The organism is Ruminococcus sp. AF20-12LB, assembly GCF_003478985.1.
In the GTDB taxonomy this organism is placed as follows: Bacteria; Bacillota; Clostridia; order Lachnospirales; family Lachnospiraceae; genus Blautia_A.
Map to the genome: position 1 here is coordinate 83043 of NZ_QUGH01000003.1, position 21919 is coordinate 104961.

23 protein-coding genes are annotated in these 21919 nt (G+C 45.8%); 2 read left to right on the forward strand and 21 right to left on the reverse strand.

Annotated features, from left to right (window positions below):
• The first annotated feature begins 119 nt into the window (after window positions 1-119).
• Window positions 120-749, forward strand: coding sequence for an RNA polymerase sporulation sigma factor SigK (sigK, locus tag DWX61_RS04740; protein ID WP_118624091.1), 630 nt, complete (start codon window positions 120-122; stop codon window positions 747-749).
• Between the two features lie 56 nt (window positions 750-805).
• Here sigK and DWX61_RS04745 read toward each other — a convergent pair whose 3' ends face one another.
• The 9 genes from DWX61_RS04745 to mtaB form a co-directional block, all read right to left on the reverse strand.
• Complete coding sequence (locus DWX61_RS04745; RefSeq protein ID WP_118624093.1) at window positions 806-2029, reverse strand: peptidase U32 family protein; 1224 nt, start codon at window positions 2027-2029, stop codon at window positions 806-808.
• Window positions 1989-2681, reverse strand: coding sequence for an O-methyltransferase (locus tag DWX61_RS04750; protein WP_118513092.1), 693 nt, complete (start codon window positions 2679-2681; stop codon window positions 1989-1991). Before DWX61_RS04750 ends, DWX61_RS04745 begins: the two co-directional genes overlap by 41 nt.
• The gene (locus DWX61_RS04755; RefSeq protein ID WP_118513091.1) at window positions 2678-3082 is read right to left on the reverse strand and encodes an endolytic transglycosylase MltG; all 405 of its coding nucleotides are present in this window, start codon (window positions 3080-3082) and stop codon (window positions 2678-2680) included. Before DWX61_RS04755 ends, DWX61_RS04750 begins: the two co-directional genes overlap by 4 nt.
• Window positions 3083-3093: 11 nt before the next feature.
• Window positions 3094-3432 carry a YlbF/YmcA family competence regulator gene (locus DWX61_RS04760; RefSeq protein ID WP_118624095.1) on the reverse strand — a complete coding sequence of 113 codons (339 nt, stop codon included), beginning with the start codon at window positions 3430-3432 and terminating at the stop codon, window positions 3094-3096.
• Between the two features lie 4 nt (window positions 3433-3436).
• The gene (locus DWX61_RS04765) at window positions 3437-5071 is read right to left on the reverse strand and encodes a ribonuclease J (RefSeq protein ID WP_118513134.1); all 1635 of its coding nucleotides are present in this window, start codon (window positions 5069-5071) and stop codon (window positions 3437-3439) included.
• Window positions 5072-5352: 281 nt separating this feature from the next.
• Window positions 5353-5622, reverse strand: coding sequence for a DUF1292 domain-containing protein (locus DWX61_RS04770; protein WP_059086846.1), 270 nt, complete (start codon window positions 5620-5622; stop codon window positions 5353-5355).
• Between the two features lie 92 nt (window positions 5623-5714).
• Window positions 5715-6167, reverse strand: a complete 453-nt coding sequence (gene ruvX / locus DWX61_RS04775) for a Holliday junction resolvase RuvX (protein WP_118624097.1) — start codon at window positions 6165-6167, stop codon at window positions 5715-5717.
• Window position 6168: 1 nt separating this feature from the next.
• Window positions 6169-6441: an IreB family regulatory phosphoprotein gene (locus tag DWX61_RS04780; protein WP_015527087.1), complete on the reverse strand. Its 273-nt coding sequence runs from the start codon at window positions 6439-6441 to the stop codon at window positions 6169-6171.
• Window positions 6442-6626: 185 nt separating this feature from the next.
• Complete coding sequence (gene mtaB / locus DWX61_RS04785; protein ID WP_118624099.1) at window positions 6627-7955, reverse strand: tRNA (N(6)-L-threonylcarbamoyladenosine(37)-C(2))-methylthiotransferase MtaB; 1329 nt, start codon at window positions 7953-7955, stop codon at window positions 6627-6629.
• A gap of 133 nt (window positions 7956-8088) precedes the next feature.
• Between mtaB and DWX61_RS04790 the strand changes: the two genes are divergently transcribed.
• Window positions 8089-8325, forward strand: a complete 237-nt coding sequence (locus tag DWX61_RS04790) for an HPr family phosphocarrier protein (protein WP_015527084.1) — start codon at window positions 8089-8091, stop codon at window positions 8323-8325.
• 165 nt (window positions 8326-8490) lie between these two features.
• Here DWX61_RS04790 and thiI read toward each other — a convergent pair whose 3' ends face one another.
• The 12 genes from thiI to DWX61_RS04850 form a co-directional block, all read right to left on the reverse strand.
• Window positions 8491-9672 carry a tRNA uracil 4-sulfurtransferase ThiI gene (thiI, locus tag DWX61_RS04795; protein WP_118513087.1) on the reverse strand — a complete coding sequence of 394 codons (1182 nt, stop codon included), beginning with the start codon at window positions 9670-9672 and terminating at the stop codon, window positions 8491-8493.
• 24 nt (window positions 9673-9696) lie between these two features.
• Window positions 9697-10851, reverse strand: a complete 1155-nt coding sequence (locus DWX61_RS04800) for a cysteine desulfurase family protein (protein WP_118624101.1) — start codon at window positions 10849-10851, stop codon at window positions 9697-9699.
• Window positions 10852-10854: 3 nt separating this feature from the next.
• The gene (locus tag DWX61_RS04805; protein ID WP_118624103.1) at window positions 10855-11598 is read right to left on the reverse strand and encodes a 16S rRNA (uracil(1498)-N(3))-methyltransferase; all 744 of its coding nucleotides are present in this window, start codon (window positions 11596-11598) and stop codon (window positions 10855-10857) included.
• Window positions 11599-11602: 4 nt separating this feature from the next.
• Window positions 11603-12556 (reverse strand): 50S ribosomal protein L11 methyltransferase, encoded by a 954-nt coding sequence (prmA, locus tag DWX61_RS04810; protein ID WP_021652332.1) that lies wholly within the window; start codon window positions 12554-12556, stop codon window positions 11603-11605.
• 159 nt (window positions 12557-12715) lie between these two features.
• Window positions 12716-13906 carry a molecular chaperone DnaJ gene (gene dnaJ, locus DWX61_RS04815; protein WP_118513083.1) on the reverse strand — a complete coding sequence of 397 codons (1191 nt, stop codon included), beginning with the start codon at window positions 13904-13906 and terminating at the stop codon, window positions 12716-12718.
• A 21-nt stretch (window positions 13907-13927) separates the two neighbouring features.
• Entirely contained in the window at window positions 13928-15820 is a 1893-nt protein-coding gene (gene dnaK, locus DWX61_RS04820) for a molecular chaperone DnaK (RefSeq protein ID WP_118513082.1), read from the reverse strand.
• A 53-nt stretch (window positions 15821-15873) separates the two neighbouring features.
• Complete coding sequence (grpE, locus tag DWX61_RS04825) at window positions 15874-16422, reverse strand: nucleotide exchange factor GrpE (protein WP_180211319.1); 549 nt, start codon at window positions 16420-16422, stop codon at window positions 15874-15876.
• 105 nt (window positions 16423-16527) lie between these two features.
• Window positions 16528-17571: a heat-inducible transcriptional repressor HrcA gene (gene hrcA, locus DWX61_RS04830; RefSeq protein WP_015527075.1), complete on the reverse strand. Its 1044-nt coding sequence runs from the start codon at window positions 17569-17571 to the stop codon at window positions 16528-16530.
• A gap of 175 nt (window positions 17572-17746) precedes the next feature.
• Window positions 17747-19000, reverse strand: a complete 1254-nt coding sequence (locus DWX61_RS04835; RefSeq protein ID WP_270427012.1) for an ABC transporter substrate-binding protein — start codon at window positions 18998-19000, stop codon at window positions 17747-17749.
• Window positions 19001-19015: 15 nt separating this feature from the next.
• A complete protein-coding gene (locus DWX61_RS04840; RefSeq protein WP_118624105.1) occupies window positions 19016-20125 on the reverse strand; it encodes a glycoside hydrolase family 172 protein in 1110 nt (369 codons plus the stop codon).
• 36 nt (window positions 20126-20161) lie between these two features.
• Window positions 20162-21016: a carbohydrate ABC transporter permease gene (locus tag DWX61_RS04845; protein WP_118624107.1), complete on the reverse strand. Its 855-nt coding sequence runs from the start codon at window positions 21014-21016 to the stop codon at window positions 20162-20164.
• An 11-nt stretch (window positions 21017-21027) separates the two neighbouring features.
• The gene (locus DWX61_RS04850) at window positions 21028-21906 is read right to left on the reverse strand and encodes a carbohydrate ABC transporter permease (RefSeq protein ID WP_118624109.1); all 879 of its coding nucleotides are present in this window, start codon (window positions 21904-21906) and stop codon (window positions 21028-21030) included.
• Window positions 21907-21919: the final 13 nt, after the last annotated feature.

Consider the following 21919-nt stretch of genomic DNA (forward strand, 5'->3'; position numbering starts at 1 on the left):
GATCAGAATGTGGCGCAACAGGTGTTCGCCTCTGTCCTTTTTATAAAGTTTCTGTTGGAAAAGCACGAAAAGCACGTCCGGCTCATAAGCTATAAGGAAATCCCCTTTGAGGTGAACTCTTGAAAACCTTTCTGAAACCGCTTTCTTTTGCGGAAGAGCAGTTCTATCTTCTGCAGCTCCAAAGGGGCGATCCGGAAGCAAAAAATATCCTTATCGAACACAATCTCCGCCTCGTAGCACATGTTGCAAAAAAATATCAGGGATGTGACGAGGATCAGGATGATCTGATCTCCATAGGCACCATAGGTCTGATCAAAGCCATTTCCACCTTTGATCCCAGCCGGACTTCCAAACTTTCCACTTATGCTGCACGGTGCATCGACAATGAGCTTCTCATGATGTTTCGTGCCCGCAGGAAACGTTCCAGAGAAGTTTCTCTCTATGAACCCATCGGCACAGACCGGGAAGGCAATGAGATCAGCCTTCTCGATATCATTGAAAGTCCCCCCGTTGATGTTGTGGATGATTGTTTCAAACGGGACAGCATTTCCTATCTTCTCCGTTATATCCGGACAGTACTCTCCCCAAAGGAATACCAGGTGATCTGCTGCCGCTACGGTTTGAATGGCCAGGAGCCACTGACCCAGCGAGAGATTGCCAAAAATCTCTCCATCAGCCGCTCCTATGTATCCCGTATCGAAAAGAACGCTCTTCGAAAACTCCGTACTCTTTTTCCCGAAAATCAGTAAAGGGGAGAACGTTCTTTTCGTTCTCCCCTTTACACTCTCTTATCCACCCTTCCGGATCATTCACCTCTTCGGAGAATATCAAATACCTCCGGCATCTCAGTCAGTTTCACATAGATTCTCTGCTGGGCATGTGGTGCACTCTCCATGGCTTCGCCCTCTTCATTATAAATGGCTTCCACCGTGACCGGAATATTTCTTCCGTCCGGTTTCATGATCTCGATGGTCTCTCCTACAGAAAACTTGTTTCTCTGTGTCAGTCTTGCCAGACCTCTCTCATCGATTTCTTCTGCAAATCCAAGATATGTGTATTCTCTTACATACGTGTTGCTGTCATAGATCTGGGTATTCTCATCCGGCTTTCCGTAGAAAAATCCGGTGGTAAACTGACGGTAGGTACAGTTTGAGATCTGCTCCTGATACCACGGCATATTTGCATGATATTTTTCCGAACTTTCCATACAGTCGTCAATGGCTTTGCGGTAGGTTCTTGCCACTGTTGCCACATAAAGAGCTGTTTTCATACGTCCTTCGATCTTCAGGCTGTCAATACCGCTTGTAAGGATATCTTCCATATGCTCTACCATACAGAGATCCTTGGAATTAAAAATAAAAGTTCCTCTCTCATTTTCAAATACCGGCATGTATTCTCCCGGACGCTTCTCCTCCACAACAGAATATTTCCATCTGCATGGATGGGTACAGGCTCCCTGATTAGCATCTCTTCCCGCCATAAAGTTACTGAGAAGACATCTTCCGGAATAGGAAATGCACATGGCGCCGTGAATAAACGTTTCAATCTCCATATCCTCCGGAATATGTGCCCGGATCTCCCGGATTTCTTCCAGAGAGAGCTCTCTTGCACTTACCACACGTTTGGCACCAAGGTTATACCAGAAACGGTAAGTCTCATAATTGGTATTATTTGCCTGTGTACTGATGTGACGCTCGATCTCCGGACAGATTTCCTTTGCATACATAAAGATTCCCGGATCTGCGATGATCAGTGCGTCCGGTCCGATCTCCTTCAGTTCCTGAAGATATTCCCTTACACCCTCAAGATCACGGTTATGCGCCAGAATGTTTACTGTCACATAAACCTTTACGCCATGGGAATGGGCAAATGCGATTCCCTCACACATATCTTCTTTTGAAAAATTCTTAGCCTTTGCGCGAAGTCCAAAAGCTTCTCCGCCGATGTAAACAGCATCTGCACCATATATGACGGCAACCTTTAAAACCTCAAGGCTGCTCGCCGGAACCAATAGTTCTGGTCGTTTCATAAGCCTGTTCTCCTGTTTTTACACTTACAGCCGCTCCGTCTCCAAGAGGAAGCACCGATGTACGAAGCACCGGACTGTGAGTCAGCTGCCAGAGATATTCTCTCATTCTTTTATAGATTGTACGGTTACGCCGTTCCACAAGATAATGAGATTCAATAATATCCCCTTCCTGCAGCACGTTGTCAGATACCAGCACGCTTCCCTCTTTCATCAGTCTCAGCACGTCAGGAAGCCAGTGGATATACTGGCCCTTGGCTGCGTCCATGAAGATCATATCAAAGGTTCCGGTAAGATTCTTCAGGATCTCTCCGGCATCTCCCTCCAGAAGCGTGATCTGTGACTCTCTTCCTGCGCGCCTGAAATTATCCTTTGCGACAGGAATTCTTTTTTCATAATTCTCTATGGTAACAATTTCCATATCTTCCGGCCCATACTCACACATAAGAAGTGTGGAGAAGCCTACGGCAGTCCCCACCTCCAAAATGCGCTTCGGTTGTTTCAGTGCCAGAAGCATCCTCATAAAGCTCTGCATATCTCTCCGGATGATCGGCACCCGGTCTGCAAGTGCCTTTGTCTCCAACTCCTGCAGAAATGGAGTATTCCCCATATCCAGTGAATTGATATAGGTCTGCATGCGTTCTTCTACGATCACTGGCTGTTCGATCCTTCCTTGCTCTCTTCTCCTGACAGCACTGCCATGATCCTGGTCGGTGTATAGGCTGTACTGAGAAGGTATGTACCGGCTTTGATCTGTCCGTGATATGCGGACATTCTTTCCTGTATGGTAAATGCAAGCGCATCCTTGACAAGGCCCTTCTGCTCCAGTGTCTTGCCTACTTTATATGCAGAGGCGCCTTCTTTTATGACTACCGTGACCTGCTGTCCCTCTCCCGGGCTCATAGCCTGCTGGTTAAACACATCGTAGCCAAACTGATATGCTGATTTTCCAACCCAGATCAGAAATACGATAATAAAGATATATACAGCGGTTTTAAATACCCCTCCAGCCAGAAAAACGCCGGCCCTGCCAACCTTGTCTCTTGTGTCTGCCATAGTCTTTCCTCCTATAAGTCAGGAATCTGTATGTCGATCCCGTCCACCAGCGTCCTGCATATCCGCTGCATCAGTCTGCACAGCGCAAGCTCAGCGTCGAGATAGGCATTTACTTTCAGGTTCTGTCTCAGACTTGCAGACTCCTGATTGAGCTGTTCCTCAATATGGAACAGCTCATCCCTGTCTGAATGATTCTGCAGTCTGAAATTATCTCCACGGAATCTCATCACTCTGGCTTTCAGCTCAGGATCTGCTTCAAGCTGGGCTGCCTGTTTCTGATATTCCTGATATTCATCGCTTCTGTGCACAGCATCGAGAAGCTTCTCGATCTCCATGCTGATCTCATCCATGAACCTACGCCTCCATAATGATAGGCAGGATCATAGGATTTCTCTTGGTCCGTTTCCACAGATACTCTCCAAGGGCATCCTTGACCTCGGTTTTGATCTTGCCCCAGTCAGTGATATTGTTCTCCAGGCAGGAATCCAGTGCAGTTTCCACAACCTGTCTGGCATGCTCCATAAGATCCTCAGATTCTCTTACATACACAAAACCTCTGGAAACGATATCCGGACCTGCGAGAACTACATTACTGTGGCGCTCCAGTGTCATAACTACGATCATGATTCCATCTTCTGAAAGGTGCTGACGGTCACGAAGTACGATATTTCCCACATCGCCAACTCCAAGTCCGTCTACGAAGATCGCACCTGTATGAACACTTCCTGTCACCTTGGCATCCTGTCCGTCCAACTCCAGAACATTTCCGGAAGAAAGGATAAAAATATTCTCCTTCGGGATTCCCAGATCTTCCACTATGTGTTTCTGTGCAGTCAGATGACGGTACTCACCATGGATTGGAATGGCATATTTCGGTTTTACGAGGGAGTAGATCAGCTTGATTTCCTCCTGGCAGGCATGTCCGGAAACATGAACATCCTGGAAAATAACCTTGGCTCCCTTCATAGACAGTTCGTTGATGACCTTGGAAACTGCCTTTTCATTTCCTGGGATCGGATTAGAGCTGAAAATGATGGTATCGTTAGGCTTGATCGTGATCTTCTTATGGATATTGGCTGCCATACGGGAAAGTGCCGCCATGGACTCACCCTGACTTCCGGTTGTGATCAGAACCACCTTGTCGTCCGGATAATTCTTCACCTGATCGATCTCGATCAGTGTGTTCTCCGGGATCTGCAGATAGCCAAGTTCTGACGCTACGGAAATAACATTGACCATACTGCGGCCTTCCACAGCAACCTTTCTTCCGAACCGGTATGCAGTGTTAATGATCTGCTGCACACGATCCACGTTGGATGCAAAGGTTGCAATGATGATCCTGGATGTACGGTACTCATTAAAAAGATTATCAAATACATGTCCCACTGTACGCTCGGACATTGTAAATCCCGGTCTCTCTGCATTGGTACTCTCACACATCAGTGCAAGCACACCCTTCTTGCCGATCTCTGCAAAACGCTGCAGATCGATGGCATCTCCAAATACCGGTGTATAATCAACTTTAAAGTCTCCTGTGTGTATCACGATTCCTACCGGTGAATAAATAGCAAGTGCGGATGCATCCTGGATACTGTGATTCGTTTTGATAAATTCCACAGCGAAATCCCCAAGATTGATTACCTGCCCATGTTTTACTTCTTTCAGTTTGGTAGAACGCACAAGGTTATGCTCTTTCAGTTTGTTGCGGATCAGTCCCAGTGTCAGCTTGGTAGCATAGATCGGAACATTGATCTCTTTCAACACATACGGAAGAGCTCCGATATGATCTTCATGTCCATGAGTGATCACAAATCCCTTCACCTTGGAAATATTTTCCTTAAGGTATGTTACATCCGGAATGACCAGATCGATTCCCAACATATCGTCCTCAGGGAAAGAAAGACCACAGTCTACAACTACAATACTGTCGCCATACTCAAAAGCGGTAATGTTCATTCCGATCTGCTCCAGACCGCCAAGTGGTATGATCTTAAGTTTGGATGTTGCTCTGCGGCCGTTTTTCCGACCGGATGGCCTGCCGCTGGTCTTTGCCGGTTTCTGTGTGTTTCTGCTGTTTTTTACAGCGCCACCGGCTGCTGTTTTCTTTGCTGTTGGCCGGAAAGGCTTATCCTGACGGTTTTTGCCGCCACCACGATACTGTCTTGTTCTTGATCCGGCATTCTTTTGTCTTGATGCGGTTCTTCTGGCACCGCCTGCGGAAACCTGTACTCTGCTCTCCGCATTTTTGTTGTCATCGTTGTTCTCGCTTTTCAAAAATCGCTCCTCCATTCAAAATTCACGTCATCCAGCATCTGCTGAAAAACTGCATATACAGCCTGAAGTTCGTCATCATCCTCGACCATCTCATAACAGGCTTCTGTACTTCCCGGAGCTGAAATATCCTTCAGAATATATGCGTCTGCTTCCTCATCCTGTGAATCGGACACCAAAAGATAAGTCACACCCGCAATATTGGTCTGCTCCTCTACGTAAAACTCAGCAGCTGTGCCGTCGTCTGACTGAAATATTATTTTTTCCATATTTAATTCTTCCTTATCCGTTCTTGTCAAGCGGATATTCACAATCCGCATTTGCTACCTGATCCGCTCAAAACATCTATTTGCGTTTCCGATCATTCTTCCACGCCTTCCTGCTGCTCTCTTCTGTATGCGGCAGCATCCAGATATCCCTGCAGGATAAAGACTGCAGCTACCTGATCCAGATACTGTTTACGGTCTTCCTTATGCACACCGGTCTCCTCCAGAGTGCGGTCTGCCGCCATGGTAGTCAGTCTCTCATCCCACATAACAACAGGCAGGCCCGTACGTCTCTCCAGCATTTCCTTAAACTCCAGAGATTTCTCGGCCCGCTCTCCTACTGTATTGTTCATGTTTTTCGGGTATCCCAGAACGATCTCCGTAACCTGATACTCCGAAATGATTTCTTCAATACGTGCCAGAGTACGACGAAGCTTGTTTTCCTGCTTGCGCCATACGGTTTCCACACCTTGGGCTGTCAGACCAAGGGGATCGCTCACTGCAACCCCCACAGTCTTCGAGCCATAGTCCAGTCCCAGTACTCTCATATTACCGTTCCCAAGACTTGTTCTTGATATACTCGGTGAGAAGTTCTTCTACCAGTTCATCACGCTCCACCTTCATGATCATGCTTCTCGCACCCTTGTGGCTTGTGATGTAGGTCGGGTCTCCGGACATAATATATCCTACGATCTGATTCACCGGATTATAGCCCTTCTCATCCATTGCATTGTACACCAGATCCAGGACTTCTTTTACCTGAAGCTCCTGATCCGGTTTTGTTCTGAAATACTGTGTATTTCCCAGATTATTCTCTGCCATTGTCTCTCACGTCCTTAAAATATATTCTTTTTTATTTTAATATAAATTTACATAAATTACAATCTTAAATTTAACGAGGATTGCGGATACAAACTGTCAACATTGCTGTTCACTCCGTTCTCAGTAACACGCTTCGCAAAATATTACCAGTGAACAAACAACCTTTCAACATACAATCCCGTTCTTCACTCCACGGCTTCACCGGTCATGATATGCTCTTCAAGAAAGCCTTCTGCCTTTACGTTTACGATATCATTTACGCCATAAGCTTCCGATTTCGGTACAGCAGTTTTTATATACTCCCGGCTGTGTCCCAGATACCAGGTCCGTCCATCCTTTGTATACTCTTCCTCGATCAGTACCTCCAGATTTTTGCCAAGCATGGATTTCTCATAATCCCCTGCATGACGATGATGCAGCTCGATCATCTTCTCACTGCGGAAGGATTTCTCCGCCTCTGTCAGCTGTCCGTCCATGGCAGCCGCCTTTGTTCCCTGTCTTCTGGAATATTTGAAGATATGAGTCTCATAAAAACGGATGCTGTCCACAAAATCATAGGACTTCCGGAATTCTTCCTCCGATTCCTGCGGAAAGCCTACGATCACATCCGTTGTCAGTGCCGGATTTCCATACACTTCTCTTAAAAGCTCACAGCGTTCTCTGTATTCCCCGCTTCTGTATCTGCGGTTCATCCTCTCCAGAGTCTCATCACAGCCACTCTGCAGGGAAAGATGGAAATGCGGGCATACCTTTGGCAGCGCAGCGATCCCTTCCGCAAATTCTCTTGTAACGATTCCAGGTTCCAGCGATCCCAGCCGGATACGCTGGATTCCTTCGATCTCATGCACAGCACGGATCAGAGAAAGCAGTGTCTCTTTTTTCTCATCCGGGAAATCCACTCCGTAGGAACTTAAATGGATTCCTGTAAGGACCACTTCCTTATACCCTTTTTCCGCAAGTGCACGGACCTCCTTCAGCACACTTTCAATATTCCGGCTTCTGACACGGCCTCTTGCGTAGGGAATGATACAGTACGTACAGAACTGATTGCATCCGTCCTGAACCTTGATATATGCCCTTACATGTTCTGCTGTATGATCAATGGAAAGATCCTCATACTCTTTTGTCTGATTGATCTTGATCACATGAGAACCATGGCCCGGTTTGTTTTCCGCATATTCGGCCAGTGCCTCCACAATATTGATCTTCTGGTTATTTCCCAGAACAAGATCAATGGCTTCGTCTTTTTCCAGTTTCTCGCCACCGGTCTGTACATAACAGCCCGTTGCCACCACGATCGCTTCCGGATTCATTTTTTTGGCTTTGTGGAGCATCTGTCTTGATTTTCTGTCTGCAATATTGGTTACTGTGCAGGTATTGATCACATAAATATCCGCTCCCGGCTCAAAAGGCACGATCTCATATCCCGCCTCCTCCAGAAGCTGCTGCATGGCCTCGATCTCATAGGCATTTACTTTGCAGCCAAGGTTGTGTAATGCAACTTTATTTCCCATTTTTCCTCACTTTTTTTACACTTTAACTAATTATTGAAACAATTTTTATCTCTTTTCACCTTGACTTTTTGGGTACTGACAGGTAAGATGAAAGCTGTAAAACAACAAAAATCTATCAAGGGAGGTTATTATAATGAAAACAGCTAAAATCTCACTGAATTCCATCGATAAGGTGAAAGCATTCGTAAACGAGATCAGCAAATTCGACTGCGATTTTGATTTAGTATCCGGAAGATATGTGATCGATGCAAAATCCATCATGGGTATCTTCAGCCTGGATCTTTCCAAGCCGATCGACCTCAACATCCATGCAGACGGCGCTGCTCTGGATAACGTAATGCAGATTATTTCCAAATATACAATCGACTAATCTATACTGTATATTTGAGAGGAACTGTATCGGATACAGTTCCTCTTTTTTCATGCTTTCAGAATTCTTCTGTTCTCAATGAACTCCCTTTTCCTGATATATCGGTAGCTCCAGGGAACCTCTACAGTGAGGTTCCCTGTTTGTTTTTTCTTATCTAAAAACGGATTACTGAATTTCAATGATCTCTGTGGTATTCAGAGCAGTTTCCATAAGCTCATCGATCTTCTCGGAAAGCTTCTGCTCAGAACGGCGGATCACCTTAAGATTCGGCTTTGTTACAGGATGTTTCGCCACAAAGATGGTACAGCAATCCTCAAACGGCTGAATAGAAGTCTCAAAGGTGTCGATCTTTCTGGAAATACGGACGATTTCCTCTTTATCAAAACCGATCACCGGACGGTATACCGGAAGTGTGCAGACCTCATTTGTGGAAGCAAGGCTCTGTAAGGTCTGGCTTGCAACCTGTCCGATGCTCTCACCTGTGATAAGTCCGAGACAACGGTCTTTTTTAGCGAAATGCTCGGCAATACGCATCATATATCTTCTCATGATAATAGTAAGCTCATCATGAGGACACTGATCATAAATATAAAGCTGTATATCTGTAAAGTTAACTACATGGAGACGGATCGGTCCACTGTATTTGGCTACCAGGCGGGCAAGATCCACTACCTTCTGTTTTGCGCGCTCACTGGTGTAGGGCGGTGCATGGAAATATACCGCATCGATCTTGACACCACGTTTTGCGATCATATAGCCGGCAACCGGACTGTCGATCCCACCGGAAAGAAGAAGCATGGCTTTTCCGTTTGTTCCGATGGGCATTCCGCCTGCGCCCGGAATGGTCTGGGAATATACGTAAATCTTGTCACGGATCTCAACAGAAAGATCCAACTCCGGATGATGAACATCCACACTTGCCTCCGGGAACGCATCCAGGATACGTCCGCCAAGCTCAGCGCTGACTTCCATAGAGCTGATCGGGTAGGATTTCTTTGCGCGGCGTGTCCAAACCTTGAAGCTTCCGTTAAAGTCCGGATGCCACTGCTTCATATAACTCACAACATCTTCGGCAAGCTTCTCGAAGCCCTGTTCTTCATAGATCATAACCGGGCAGATGCCAACAATACCAAATACATGCTGCAGCGCATCTACAGCCTCATCGTAATCATAGTTCTCCGGGCAGAATACATAAACTCTTCCCTGCTCTTTTTTTACTTCAAAATCTCCCTCGATCTTGGAGAGTGCGATCTCCATCTGATGTACGAGAGCATCTTCAAAACGATAGCGGTTCTTTCCCTTAAGGGCAATTTCCGCATATTTGATCAGAAATGCATGTACTAACATAAAAATCCCTTTCTTCTGTATTCTCTATCGACGTGCATACCTGCGCAGCATCGGAATTGTTTTTCCCAGTGCTTCCAGGCAGTAATCTACCTCTTCAAAGGTATTTTCCTCACAGAAGCTGATGCGGACGGTACTTTCCACATCGGCTCTGCTCAAGCCCATAGCTGTCAGTGTTGCACTTGGTTTTCTCTTATGACTGGAGCATGCACTTCCTGCGGAAATATATACTCCGAATTCTTCCAGTGTATGGAGAAGAACCTCACTTCGTACTCCATGGAAGGTTACACTCATGATGTGTGGTGCTCCCTCCATTAACGGCATTCCGTTAACAGTAATATCGCCAAGCTTTGAAAGTCCCTCTGCCATCCGTTCTTTCAGAGCATAGAGCTGCTGTATCTTTTTATCAAAATCTGTGTATACCATATCTGCGGCAACGCCAAGTCCTGCGATTCCCGGCACATTGTCCGTTCCGGAGCGCATGCCGTTCTGCTGTCCGCCGCCAAGGATCTGCGGCTGTACTCTTACTTTTTCGTTGATGTAGAGGAAGCCCACGCCTTTTGGTCCGTGGATCTTGTGACTGCTTACAGATAAAAGATCGATTCCCAGCTTTTTCGGATAGATACGATACTTTCCGAATGCCTGGATGGCATCTACATGAAAAAGTGCTTTCGGACTTTTTTCATGGACAAGCTTTCCGATCTCTTCTACCGGCATCACAGCTCCTACCTCATTGTTCACGTACATTACAGACACCAGAATGGTATCCGGACGAAGAGCCGCTTCCAGTGCATCAAGCTTTACAACGCCGTGATGATCAACAGGAAGAATGGTCACCTCATAACCCTGTTCCTTCAGATAAGCAAAAGGCTGGGCCACTGCTGCATGCTCTACTGCAGTTGTGATGATATGATTTCCCATACGCTTATTGGCTTCCACACCACCGATGATGGCAAGGTTATCCGACTCTGTTCCACCGGATGTAAAAAGAATCTCTTTTTCATTCACTTTCAGTAATTTTGCAAGGGTCTGGGCACTTCTGCGAACATAATTCTCCGCTTCCACTCCTTTTTTATGCATGGCAGAAGGATTTCCGAAATCTTCTGTCATGGTTTTGCAGACAATATCCTTTACTTCGTCGAAGCATCTCGTTGTCGCGGAATTGTCAAAATATGCTTCCATAATCTATTCATCCTCCAGTTGAAACATCAGAACAGAAAGTACTGCGAGTCCCGCGGTTTCTGTCCGTAAGATCCGGTGTCCCAGGGTGATGGGTTTCGCACCGGCTTCCATGGCATCTGTCACTTCCTGCTCTTCAAAGCCACCCTCAGGGCCAATAAAGACACCTATGCTTTTTCCCGGTTCGATTGACCGGATCAGCTCCTTTGTCTCTTTCATTCCCTTTGCAAGCTCATAAGGGATCAGCAGAATGTCCAGTTCCTCTGCATAGGCAAGGGCTTCTTTAAAGCTCATCACGGAATGTACCTCCGGCACCAACATACGTTTGGATTGTTTTGCCGCACTTTCTGCGATCTGCTGCCAGCGGAATACTTTTTTTTCTGCTTTTTTGTTATCCAGTTTTACCACGCAGCGCCTGGTTGAAACAGGAACTATGGAATATGCTCCAAGCTCTACTGCCTTCTGGATGATCAGCTCCATCTTATCCGCTTTCGGTAGTCCCTGAAAGAGATAAATACGGTTCTTCAGCTCATAATCCGGCTCCTGTGCATAGAGGATATGAAGCAGGACTTCATCCTCACCCGTGTTTTCGATCACACAGTGATATTCTTTTTCCTTATCGCTGATCCAGAGCTCCTCGTCTTTTTTCATGCGGAGTACATTCACGATATGATTGACATCATTTCCTGTGATACGGATCTCATGTTTGTCCCTGTCGATCTGATGAGGTTCCACAAAAAATCGCTGCATGAGATCAGTCCTTTCTTGCTGTCACAGATACCCACTCGCCCTGATGAGTCACCTCAACAAGAGTCAGTCCGGCGTCTTTTACAGCCTTCACTACGACATCCTCCTTTACATCCAGGATACCTGATGTAATGTAGTAAGCGCCTTTTTTCATCTGTGCAACGATCACCGGAGTCAGAGGTACCAGAACATCTGCCAGGATATTTGCAGTTACGATATCATATTTCTCATATCCGACCTGATTCTGAACTTCTTTGTCATCAATGATGTTTCCGATCATCATGTCAAAGGACTTCTCCTCGATCTGGTTGGCTTCCTTGTTCTCAGACACTGCCGGAACTGCACAGGGATCAAGGTCTGTACCAACCACATGGCCTGCACCAAGCTTCAGTGCAACGATTCCCAGGATTCCACTTCCGGTTCCCACATCAAGGATCTCCATTCCCGGCTTCACAAATTTCTTCAGCTGACGGATCACCAGCTGGGTAGTCTCATGCATTCCTGTACCAAAGGCAGTTCCCGGATCAATGTGGAGGATCATCTTGTCTTTATCTTCTGCCTTCACTTCTTCCCAAGACGGTACGATCAGAATGTCGTCTACATAGAACTGATGGAAGTACTGTTTCCAGTTATTGATCCAGTCCTTGTCCTCTGTCTGGGATTCTGTGATGGTTGCCTCTCCGATATCCACAAAGCTTCTCAGATCCTCAAGTGCAGCTTTCACATCTTTCAGGATTGCCTCGGTATCCGCATCCTCTTCCAGATAGAAGTTCAGATATGCGATCCCGTCATCTGCCGGTCCTTCCGGCATGATATCCACAAACATCTGTGCCTTGTCCTCATCGGTCAGCGGCTGCTTGTCCTGGATCTCCACACCTTCAATCCCCACCTCGGCAAGTGTACAGATCACAATATCCTCTGCCTCTGTTTTTGTCTTAAGTGTAAAACGGTTCCATTTCATATTTCTATATCTCCTTATGCTGTATACACATTTACGGATTTTCGTTCCTGTCTGTCGCCTGTTTTCTATTGTCCCGAAAACGGGCACTTCTTTTAATATACACGAATACAGAAAAAAAAGAAAGAGGCATTTTGTGCCTCTTTCCTGTTTTCACTTTATTTATTCCTCGAACATTTCCTTAACTTTCTCACGGAAACCTTTTTTCTTCTTTTCAGTTTTTTCGGAAGTCTCGGATGTGCTGTCCTCTGACGGACGGTTTCCACATGCCGCATCAAAAGCTTCCAGAGCTTTCTTTGCTTCCTCATTGAGATTTGTCGGAGTCTGGACTACCAGGGTTACATAGTGATCACCACGAACATTCTTGTTACGTAATGACGGAACACCTTTGCCCTTCAGACGAATTCTTGTATCAGTCTGTGTTCCCGGCTTCACCTCATAGGCAACCTCACCGTCTACCGTATTGATACGCATCTCCCCGCCAAGTGCAGCCTGTGCAAATGTGATCGGAGCTGTTGAAAAGATATTCATATCCTGTCTCTGGAAGATCGGATGACGAGCTACATTTACCTCCACCAGCAGATCTCCTCTCGGTCCGCCGTTGGTTCCCGGTTCGCCTTTTTCGCGGATACGGATACACTGACCATTATCAATACCGGCCGGTACAGACACCTGGATCTTCTTTCTGGAAGAGGTATATCCTGTTCCACGGCAGGCACTGCATTTGTCCTTGATCACCTTACCGGTTCCATTACAGTCCGGACAGGTCTGAACATTACGTACCATACCAAACATGGACTGCTGGGTGTAAACGATCTGACCCTGGCCCTTACATTTCGGACATGTGACCGGTGATGTTCCAGGTTTCGCTCCGGTTCCGTGACATGTGGTACATTCATCCTTCAGAACGATCTCCAGCTCTTTCTCGCATCCGAAAACCGCTTCCTCAAAAGTAATGTTCACACGTGCACGAAGGTTGGCGCCCTTCATCGGTCCGTTGTTGGCCCGTCTGGTTCTGCCTCCGCCGCCGAAAAGGTCTCCGAAGATATCTCCGAAGATGTCTCCCATATCTGCACCGTTGAAGTCAAATCCGCCAAAGCCGCCGGCTCCGCCTCCACCGCCGTTTTCGAATGCCGCATGACCAAACTGATCATACTGTCTTCTCTTATCGGCATCACTTAAAACGGAGTAAGCCTCTGTCGCTTCTTTGAATTTCGCCTCAGCCTCTTTATCACCCGGATTTACATCCGGGTGATATTTCTTGGCCAGCTTACGATATGCTTTTTTTAATGTTGCGTCATCGGCGTTTTTATCCACACCTAAGACTTCATAATAATCTCTTTTATCAGCCATTGTAATTGTTTCCTACTTGTCTTAGACTTCCTTGTAATCAGCATCTACAACATCATCGCCGTATCCTGCTTCATTTCCGCCCTGGGCACCAGCGTTTCCGCCCATGTTGCCCATATCCGGTCCAGGACCAGCCTGACCCTGAGCTCCCTGAGTCTGCTCATACATCTTGGAAAACAGCTTCTGAGCGCTCTCCATCATCTTCTCCTGTGCAGCCTTGATGTCTGCAACCTGAGAATCGGTAAGCTCCTGAGCATTTGCTGTCTGTGCAAGAAGATCCTTCAGTGCATTGAGGTCTGCCTCAACACTTGCTTTATCGTTTGCATCAAGCTTGTCGCCTGCTTCCTTCAGTGCATTCTCAACCTGGAATACCATGGAGTCTGCATTGTTCCTTGTGTCGATCGCCTCTTTACGTTTCTTATCCTGAGCCTCGAATTCAGCTGCTTCTTTGACAGCTTTGTCGATATCGGAATCGGACATGTTAGAACCAGCTGTGATTGTGATGTGCTGCTCCTTACCTGTTCCAAGATCCTTAGCGGATACGTTAACGATACCGTTGGCATCAATGTCAAATGTTACCTCGATCTGCGGAACACCACGACGTGCTGGCGGGATTCCATCCAGACGGAACTGGCCGAGGGATTTGTTGTCTTTTGCGAACTGACGCTCACCCTGTACAACGTTGATATCTACAGCTGTCTGGTTATCTGCTGCTGTGGAGAAGATCTGGCTCTTCTTTGTAGGAATTGTAGTATTTCTCTCGATCAGACGAGTTGCGATACCACCCATTGTCTCGATGGACAGAGACAGCGGAGTAACATCCAGAAGAAGGATATCACCGGCACCTGCATCACCTGCAAGTTTACCACCCTGTACGGAAGCACCAAGTGCAACACACTCATCCGGGTTCAGGTTCTTGCTCGGCTCTTTGCCTGTTAACTGTCTTACCTTATCCTGTACTGCCGGGATACGAGAAGAGCCACCAACCAGAAGTACCTGGCCAAGCTCAGAAGCTGTGATACCTGCATCAGACAGTGCACGACGAACCGGCTCAGCTGTCAGCTCTACAAGATCATGTGTCAGCTCATCGAATTTAGCTCTTGTAAGGTTCATATCGAAATGCTTCGGTCCTTCAGCTGTTGCTGTGATGAACGGAAGGTTAATGTTTGTTGTTGTTGCGGAAGAAAGCTCTTTCTTAGCCTTCTCAGCTGCCTCTTTCAGTCTCTGAAGAGCCATCTTATCGTTGCTTAAGTCTACGCCCTCTGTTCTCTTGAACTCGGAAAGCATGTAATCTGTGACCTTCTTATCAAAGTCATCTCCACCAAGACGGTTATTACCAGCTGTGGAAAGAACCTCGATAACGCCATCACCGATCTCGATCACAGATACATCGAATGTACCGCCACCAAGGTCGTATACCATGATCTTCTGCTCTTTCTCATTGTCAAGTCCATATGCAAGAGCTGCTGCTGTAGGCTCGTTGATGATACGTTTTACATCAAGACCTGCGATCTTACCTGCATCTTTGGTAGCCTGACGCTGAGCATCGTTGAAGTAAGCCGGAACTGTGATAACTGCCTCTGTTACTTTCTCACCAAGATATGCCTCTGCATCCTTTTTCAGTTTCTGAAGGATCATTGCGGAGATCTCCTGTGGAGAATATTTCTTGTCATCAATGGTTACACGGTAATCGGTACCCATCTCTCTTTTGATAGAGGAGATTGTTCTGTCTGCATTTGTAACTGCCTGACGTTTTGCAGGCTCACCTACCAGACGCTCTCCTGTTTTTGTAAATGCTACAACGGATGGTGTTGTTCTTGCGCCTTCTGTATTTGCGATAACTGTCGGCTGTCCACCTTCCATTACGGCTACACAGCTGTTTGTTGTACCTAAGTCAATACCAATAATCTTTCCCATGATTTTTTCCTCCTGTTTTAGTCTGTATCTGTTAAAATAAAGTTTGTTGTCAGTTAGTTCGCAACCTTTACCATACTGTGGCGTACTACGAAATCCTTGTAGGTGTAACCCTTCTGGAATTCTTCCACCACGATGTTCTCTCCAACCTCTTCATCTTCCACATGCATCACTGCATTATGGAAATCCGGGTTGAATTCCTTTCCCACTGCTTCGATTGGCTTCACACCAAGCTCATCCAGTGTTGTGGTAAGCTGCTTGTAGATCATTTTCATTCCATCTGCAAAAGCATCGCCTTCCTGTGCCTGTGCAAGACCTCTTTCGAAGTTATCTACAACCGGCAGGATCTTTTCAACGATCTCTTTCGCTCCGATGATGTACATGCTGGATTTTTCTTTTTCCGTTCTTTTACGGAAATTATCAAATTCAGCCATGGTACGCTTCAGGCGATCGGTAAGTTCCTCCACCTTCTGCTCAGATTTATCTTTTTTCTTCTTTCCGAAGAAGGAAGTTTTTGATTTTTCTTCTTTTTTATCCTCTGAGGCAGCTTCTTCGCCTGGAGTATTGTTTTCTTCCTCCGGCAGATCTTCTCCCTCCGGTGTCAGGCTTTTTTCTTCCTGATCTCCGTCAGTTACGGGGATTTCCTTCTCCGCTTCCTGCTCTTCGGATGTTTTCTTTGTTTCCTCCGACACTTTTTTTCTACCGCCTTTCTAAGTTTTCTTCTTTTTCAAAACGTCATCCAGATGATTCTTAAGCTCTTTCAGACTGTCCACTACATTCTCATAATCCATTCGTTTGGGACCGATGATCCCGATGGTTCCGTACATTCCGTCTCCCAGTTCATATCTGGCAGTTACAATGCTGCAGTCCTTCATGGTCTGGATCGGCATCTCATCACCGATATAAACCTGGATTCCTGTATTCTCTCCATCTGACATCTGTTCTTTTACAAGATCGGCAAGTTCATGCTTCTCCTCAAATGCGGAGATCAGCTCCGTTGCCTTTTCTTTATCGGCAAGCTCCGGATACTTGAAGATGTTGGTTGCACCTGAAGTATAGATCTCCATATCTTCCTCTTCCACATGAATGGTGGCTGCCACTGCATCCAGAACTGTTGCCACCACACCACTGTGGCTGCCTGCCTGTTCCTTCAGTCTGGCGATCATCCCAAGGTTGATATCCTGGATCGGGATCCCATTGAGATTGGTGTTAAGAAGAAGATTCAGTTTCAGGATCGTCTGGTCGTCCATTTCCTCGTCCAGATTGATGATCTGGTTCCGGACTGTGTTGTTGTCACTGACAACCACTGCCACAAGCTGAAGCTCGCTCATTCTCGACAGCTGGATGAACTTGATCTTGTTGCCGCTGTACTGCGGAACGGAAACCATGGTAGCATAGTTGGTATTGGAAGCAAGAACCTTCGCAACCTTCTTAAGCACCTTATCCATCTTATCTGTCTTCTCAATGATCAGATCTCGCAACTCTGCAACCTCTGCTTCCTTCTCCTTCATCAGCTCATTGACGTAAAGTCTGTAGCCCTTATCTGAAGGAATCCTTCCTGCTGAGGTATGAGGCTGGACGATATAGCCCATATCTGTCAGGTCTGACATTTCATTTCGGATCGTTGCGGAACTTACATTGAGATCCGCATACTTGGAAATGGTCCTGGAGCCAACCGGTTCTCCGGTCTCCATATAGGTCTTGATGATTGCTTTTAAGATTTTTTGCTTGCGCTCATTCAACACCTCTTCCATGAAGCCATCTCCTTTCCTTTTTATTCTTCCTGACGGATGTTGATTCTTTTTTTATATCTGTTAGCACTCATTTTAGTGGAGTGCTAACATCTACAGTCTTTAAGATATCACCATGTAAAATATTTGTCAATATGTTTTGAAAAAAAGTTCTTATTTTTTCAAAACAAAAAAAGCATCAGTACGATGCTTTTTTGTAATACTGGTCTATGCAGTTCTGTGCCCCGGCAAAAAATTCCGCTTCTGTTTTCTGTCCCAGCACATATTTCTGAAATTCCGTACCCATAGCCGAAACAGCTTCTATGGAATCGGCACACAGTGGTCTTGCCTTCAGCTTATAATCTTTCAGATATTGCCGGATCATTTCAATGCCATCCAAATCAAAATTCTTATCCTCGATCACATCCAGTCTTGCCGGACACATTTTTGTCAGCTGTCCGTAATTTTTGCTGGCCTCATATCCGGACACATACTGAAGGAACTTCAGAGCTGCTTCTTTATGATCAGAATTTTTATTCAGTACATACTGCCAGGTTGCGATATTGGTCACCTTCTCGTCAAATTCCGGAAATGGTGCCATATGGATCTTATCTTTTCCATACACGCCTGCATTCTGAAAAGTACTCAACACACCGGTATACATAAACATACATCCATACTGGCCGTTTATAAATTTTTCATTCAGCTGGTCATGCTGGTCAATCAGATTCTCCTCTGATATCATCCCTGTATCCAGCATTCGCTTCATATATTCTGCCGCTTCTCTTGTTTTCGGATCCGTCCAGTCTGTATAATCTCCTCCGAAAAAATCGACATACTCGCTGATACTATTATATATGTAAGAAATCTCCCATGCATCCCCATATGCATATTTTCCCGTATTCTGAAGCTTTTTTTGAAGGATCTCAAGATCACTGAGACAGGAGAGTCTGTCCAGACCAGCCTGATCCAGCAATTCCTGGTTCACCCAGAATGCCATGATATCCATCCTGAACGGTACCGAAAAAATATGTCCGTCTGACATGCATATTTCTTTCAGGTATTCCTGCAGAAAATTCGCCGCTGTCTCCTCTGTCATAACCGTATCTTCCAACGGAAGAAGAAATCCCTTATGTTTAAATTCGGATATCATCTCATCATTTACTGTGATCAGATCAACAGAATCATCTCCTGATGTCAGAAGAGTTGCTATTTTGGCCTGGCGATTGTCCGCATTGGCCGGACATTTTTCAATATGGATCTTTATTCCAAGATCTTTTTCCGCCTGGCTGATAAAAGAATCAAAGCCTTCTGTGCCTGCATCCACATGAAGGATCGTCAGTTCCTGTCTGTTCTCCGGCACAATATCAGATGCAGCCTCCTTCTTCTGGACTCCACATCCTGTCACTGCCAGAGCCAGGGCAAATACCCCGCAAAATACCTGTTTTTTCAATCTCTACCACCCTTTTTATCTGGGCCATCTATCCTCTTTTGACATCAACGGCTGGAACGGTGCATGAGGAAGTGTCTGATACCAGTACGCTACACTTGCCACATCATCCTGTCGTTCAAACAGGCCACGGTATCCGACGCCTATCTGCTGAATCGTAACGTGAAGATCCTCTTCAAAGCAGATCGGATCCTGTAAATGCCATCTGTAAAAGCCTCGCATTGGCGGGCAGTCATCATTATGATAAAAATTGTGGATCAGTTCGTCATGGGCAGAATAATACGGATATCCCAGATATGGTGTGTTATAATTCTGTTCCACGGTTTTTCCATCCACCTGTTTGGCAAAGCTCCAGGAACCTCCAAAGTAATCTTCCGTTCCTGTTCCGCAGATGGTCGGATACTCCTCATCTCCGTCAATATAAAACTTCATTTCTCCCTCGCCCCACCAGTAACGTTCCAGTGTAGTAAGTGCCATGTAGGTTCCTATATAATGGCCTTTTCCTTTTACTCCATCCAAAATTGTATAATCTTTTGTTTTTTCTGTCAACCGTTCCCGTCTCCACTGTGCATGGAAATAAGCAATATCTTCCGGAAGCTCATCATAAAGGCAATAATCTACCTGATAGAAAAACGCCGGGATTTTATTTGCATGCTGGTTTTCCAGTGTGATCTTTGCTTTCTTCTTAAACGGCATCGGGAAATAGCAGTTAAATCCCCTGCTTGGAACAACAGCCACAGGAACAGAATTTACAAAACATTCCCTTCCGAATCCGCAGCAGAAGAAATCACCCAGAGGACTTTCCACGGAAGGAGTTTCCTCGTCATCCCAGTACATACGGATCACAAGATCTCTCAGTACAAAGCAATCTGCCTCTGTAGTCTTATTATCAACGGTGATCCAGATATGATTGATCTGTCCCGGTCCTTCCATTTCTGCCAGAGTTACCACAGTTCCCGGCTCAATATCCTTAAGACACGGGCTTCCTTTTCTGGATGGTCCCAAATGACTTGCAGCCATACCGCCTCTGCCTTTTTCTCCATGAGGATTTTCCGCGTTGATTGCACGGCTTTTTCCATGCTTTGCAAGTGCGATTCCTCCCAGTCCGCCTGTAAATGCCTGATACATATCTGTTTTCTCCTCTCTTTTGGAAATTAAAAATATTTACGCTTTTACTCCACCTGCCATGATACCATCCATGATCTGTTTCTCAAAAACAGCTACAAAGATAATGATCGGAAGAAGGATGATCCATCCCATGGCGCTGACCAAATCCCACGGAACTCCATACATGTTGTCACGTAACGGAAGCTGTACAATGGAAACGGAAAGTACCTGAATACCATTTGAATAAAACAACGGTGTGAAAAAGTTATTCAGACAGGTAATAAAGTTGATAATGCAAACCGTAGCGATCGCCGGCTTCATCAGCGGCAGAACGATCGTAAACAGTCTCTGTGAAAAAGATGCGCCGTCAATAGCAGCTGCCTCCTCCAGTGAGATCGGGATCTCACCGACAAAGTTTCTGAGGATCAGGACCGTAAACGGTATAACGGTACTGATATAAAGAAGGATAAGTCCCGGATATGTATCATACAGCTTTACCTTCTGCATAAACTCATACAGCGGGCGGGCTGTAACAACCTCAGGAATCAGCATGGTAGCCAGCACAAATGCAAATGCAACAGAAACTCCCTTTGAGTTAAATCTTGAGAATCCATAGGCAGCCATTGCACACAGCACGGTACTGATCACAAGTGTAAGGCCTACGATCAGAACTGTATTTCCGATCTTTGAAAGCAGTCCTACATTCTGTATCAGAAATTTATAGCTTTCCAGTGTGGGATGATCCGGAAGATAATCGATCGGTGTTTTAAACAGTTCTCCTGCCGGTGTGATCGAAGAAATAAAGATCCAGTAAACCGGGAACAGGATCAGAAAAGCCACGACTGCAAACAGAACCCATCTTCCAACGGCTACCACTCCATGATAAACATTATATTTTCCTGTATTCTTCACGATAATTCCCCCTAACTGTCAAACTTATTCATAACACGTATATTCAGCCAGCTGAAGATCGCCATTACAACAAACAGCAGCATAGCCAGCGCCGAAGCATATCCTACGTTTAGATTTGTAAATGCTTCTGTTGTGATTCTGTATGCGATCAGCGCAGTATCCTCTCCAGGGCCTCCAGATGTCATGGAATAAACCAGATCGAAGGTTGTCAGTCTCCAGAGTGTGAACGGAATACATAAAGTCAGGACATTTTTTGCGATCAGCGGAAGTGTGATCCGGAAAAAGCTCTGGATCCCGTTTGCACCGTCTACCTTTGCTGCCTCATAGATATCGCCGGAAATAAACTGAAGTCCGGAAAGTACAAGGATTGCAAAGAACGGAAGGTCCTTCCACAGGTCCATTGCAATTACCGCTGCTCTTGCAGTACCTGTATTGATCAGCCAGCTGTTCTGGTAGCCCGGTACAAACCAGCGGATAAAATCATTGATCAGACCATAATCATTGTTAAATGCCCATTTTGCAGCCATACCGGCTACTACTGCAGGCATAGCCCACGGAATCAGCACGATGGTCCTCAGAAAACGGCGGCCTTTGAATTTCATATTCAGGATCAGTGCCAGGATAACTCCGAGGATCACATGCAGGATCATGGAAGCAACCACAAATATTGCCGTAAAGCTGATCGATGTGAGCACTTTAGGATCAGAAAATACCTTCAGGTAATTCTTGAAGCCTATAAATTCATTGATACCTGCAAGGATACTGATATTAAAGAAGCTGTTTTTCACAGTCATCAGAATGGGATATAATGTTGTAAAGCCTCGAATCAGTACAACTGGCAGGATCAAAAGCCACGGTATCCACTTCATAGTTTTTTTACTTATTGTCATGGAACTTTCCTCC

What these genes read in the sequence shown, in the direction of transcription:
- DWX61_RS04745 (WP_118624093.1), bottom strand. Translation starts at nt 2,029, where the DNA reads ATGAAACGACCAGAACTATTGGTTCCGGCGAGCAGCCTTGAGGTTTTA.
- DWX61_RS04755 (WP_118513091.1), bottom strand. Translation starts at nt 3,082, where the DNA reads ATGGCAGACACAAGAGACAAGGTTGGCAGGGCCGGCGTTTTTCTGGCT.
- DWX61_RS04760 (WP_118624095.1), bottom strand. Translation starts at nt 3,432, where the DNA reads ATGGATGAGATCAGCATGGAGATCGAGAAGCTTCTCGATGCTGTGCAC.
- DWX61_RS04770 (WP_059086846.1), bottom strand. Translation starts at nt 5,622, where the DNA reads ATGGAAAAAATAATATTTCAGTCAGACGACGGCACAGCTGCTGAGTTT.
- ruvX (WP_118624097.1), bottom strand. Translation starts at nt 6,167, where the DNA reads ATGAGAGTACTGGGACTGGACTATGGCTCGAAGACTGTGGGGGTTGCA.
- DWX61_RS04780 (WP_015527087.1), bottom strand. Translation starts at nt 6,441, where the DNA reads ATGGCAGAGAATAATCTGGGAAATACACAGTATTTCAGAACAAAACCG.
- mtaB (WP_118624099.1), bottom strand. Translation starts at nt 7,955, where the DNA reads ATGGGAAATAAAGTTGCATTACACAACCTTGGCTGCAAAGTAAATGCC.
- DWX61_RS04790 (WP_015527084.1), top strand. Translation starts at nt 8,089, where the DNA reads ATGAAAACAGCTAAAATCTCACTGAATTCCATCGATAAGGTGAAAGCA.
- thiI (WP_118513087.1), bottom strand. Translation starts at nt 9,672, where the DNA reads ATGTTAGTACATGCATTTCTGATCAAATATGCGGAAATTGCCCTTAAG.
- DWX61_RS04800 (WP_118624101.1), bottom strand. Translation starts at nt 10,851, where the DNA reads ATGGAAGCATATTTTGACAATTCCGCGACAACGAGATGCTTCGACGAA.
- DWX61_RS04805 (WP_118624103.1), bottom strand. Translation starts at nt 11,598, where the DNA reads ATGCAGCGATTTTTTGTGGAACCTCATCAGATCGACAGGGACAAACAT.
- prmA (WP_021652332.1), bottom strand. Translation starts at nt 12,556, where the DNA reads ATGAAATGGAACCGTTTTACACTTAAGACAAAAACAGAGGCAGAGGAT.
- dnaJ (WP_118513083.1), bottom strand. Translation starts at nt 13,906, where the DNA reads ATGGCTGATAAAAGAGATTATTATGAAGTCTTAGGTGTGGATAAAAAC.
- dnaK (WP_118513082.1), bottom strand. Translation starts at nt 15,820, where the DNA reads ATGGGAAAGATTATTGGTATTGACTTAGGTACAACAAACAGCTGTGTA.
- hrcA (WP_015527075.1), bottom strand. Translation starts at nt 17,571, where the DNA reads ATGGAAGAGGTGTTGAATGAGCGCAAGCAAAAAATCTTAAAAGCAATC.
- DWX61_RS04840 (WP_118624105.1), bottom strand. Translation starts at nt 20,125, where the DNA reads ATGTATCAGGCATTTACAGGCGGACTGGGAGGAATCGCACTTGCAAAG.
- DWX61_RS04850 (WP_118624109.1), bottom strand. Translation starts at nt 21,906, where the DNA reads ATGACAATAAGTAAAAAAACTATGAAGTGGATACCGTGGCTTTTGATC.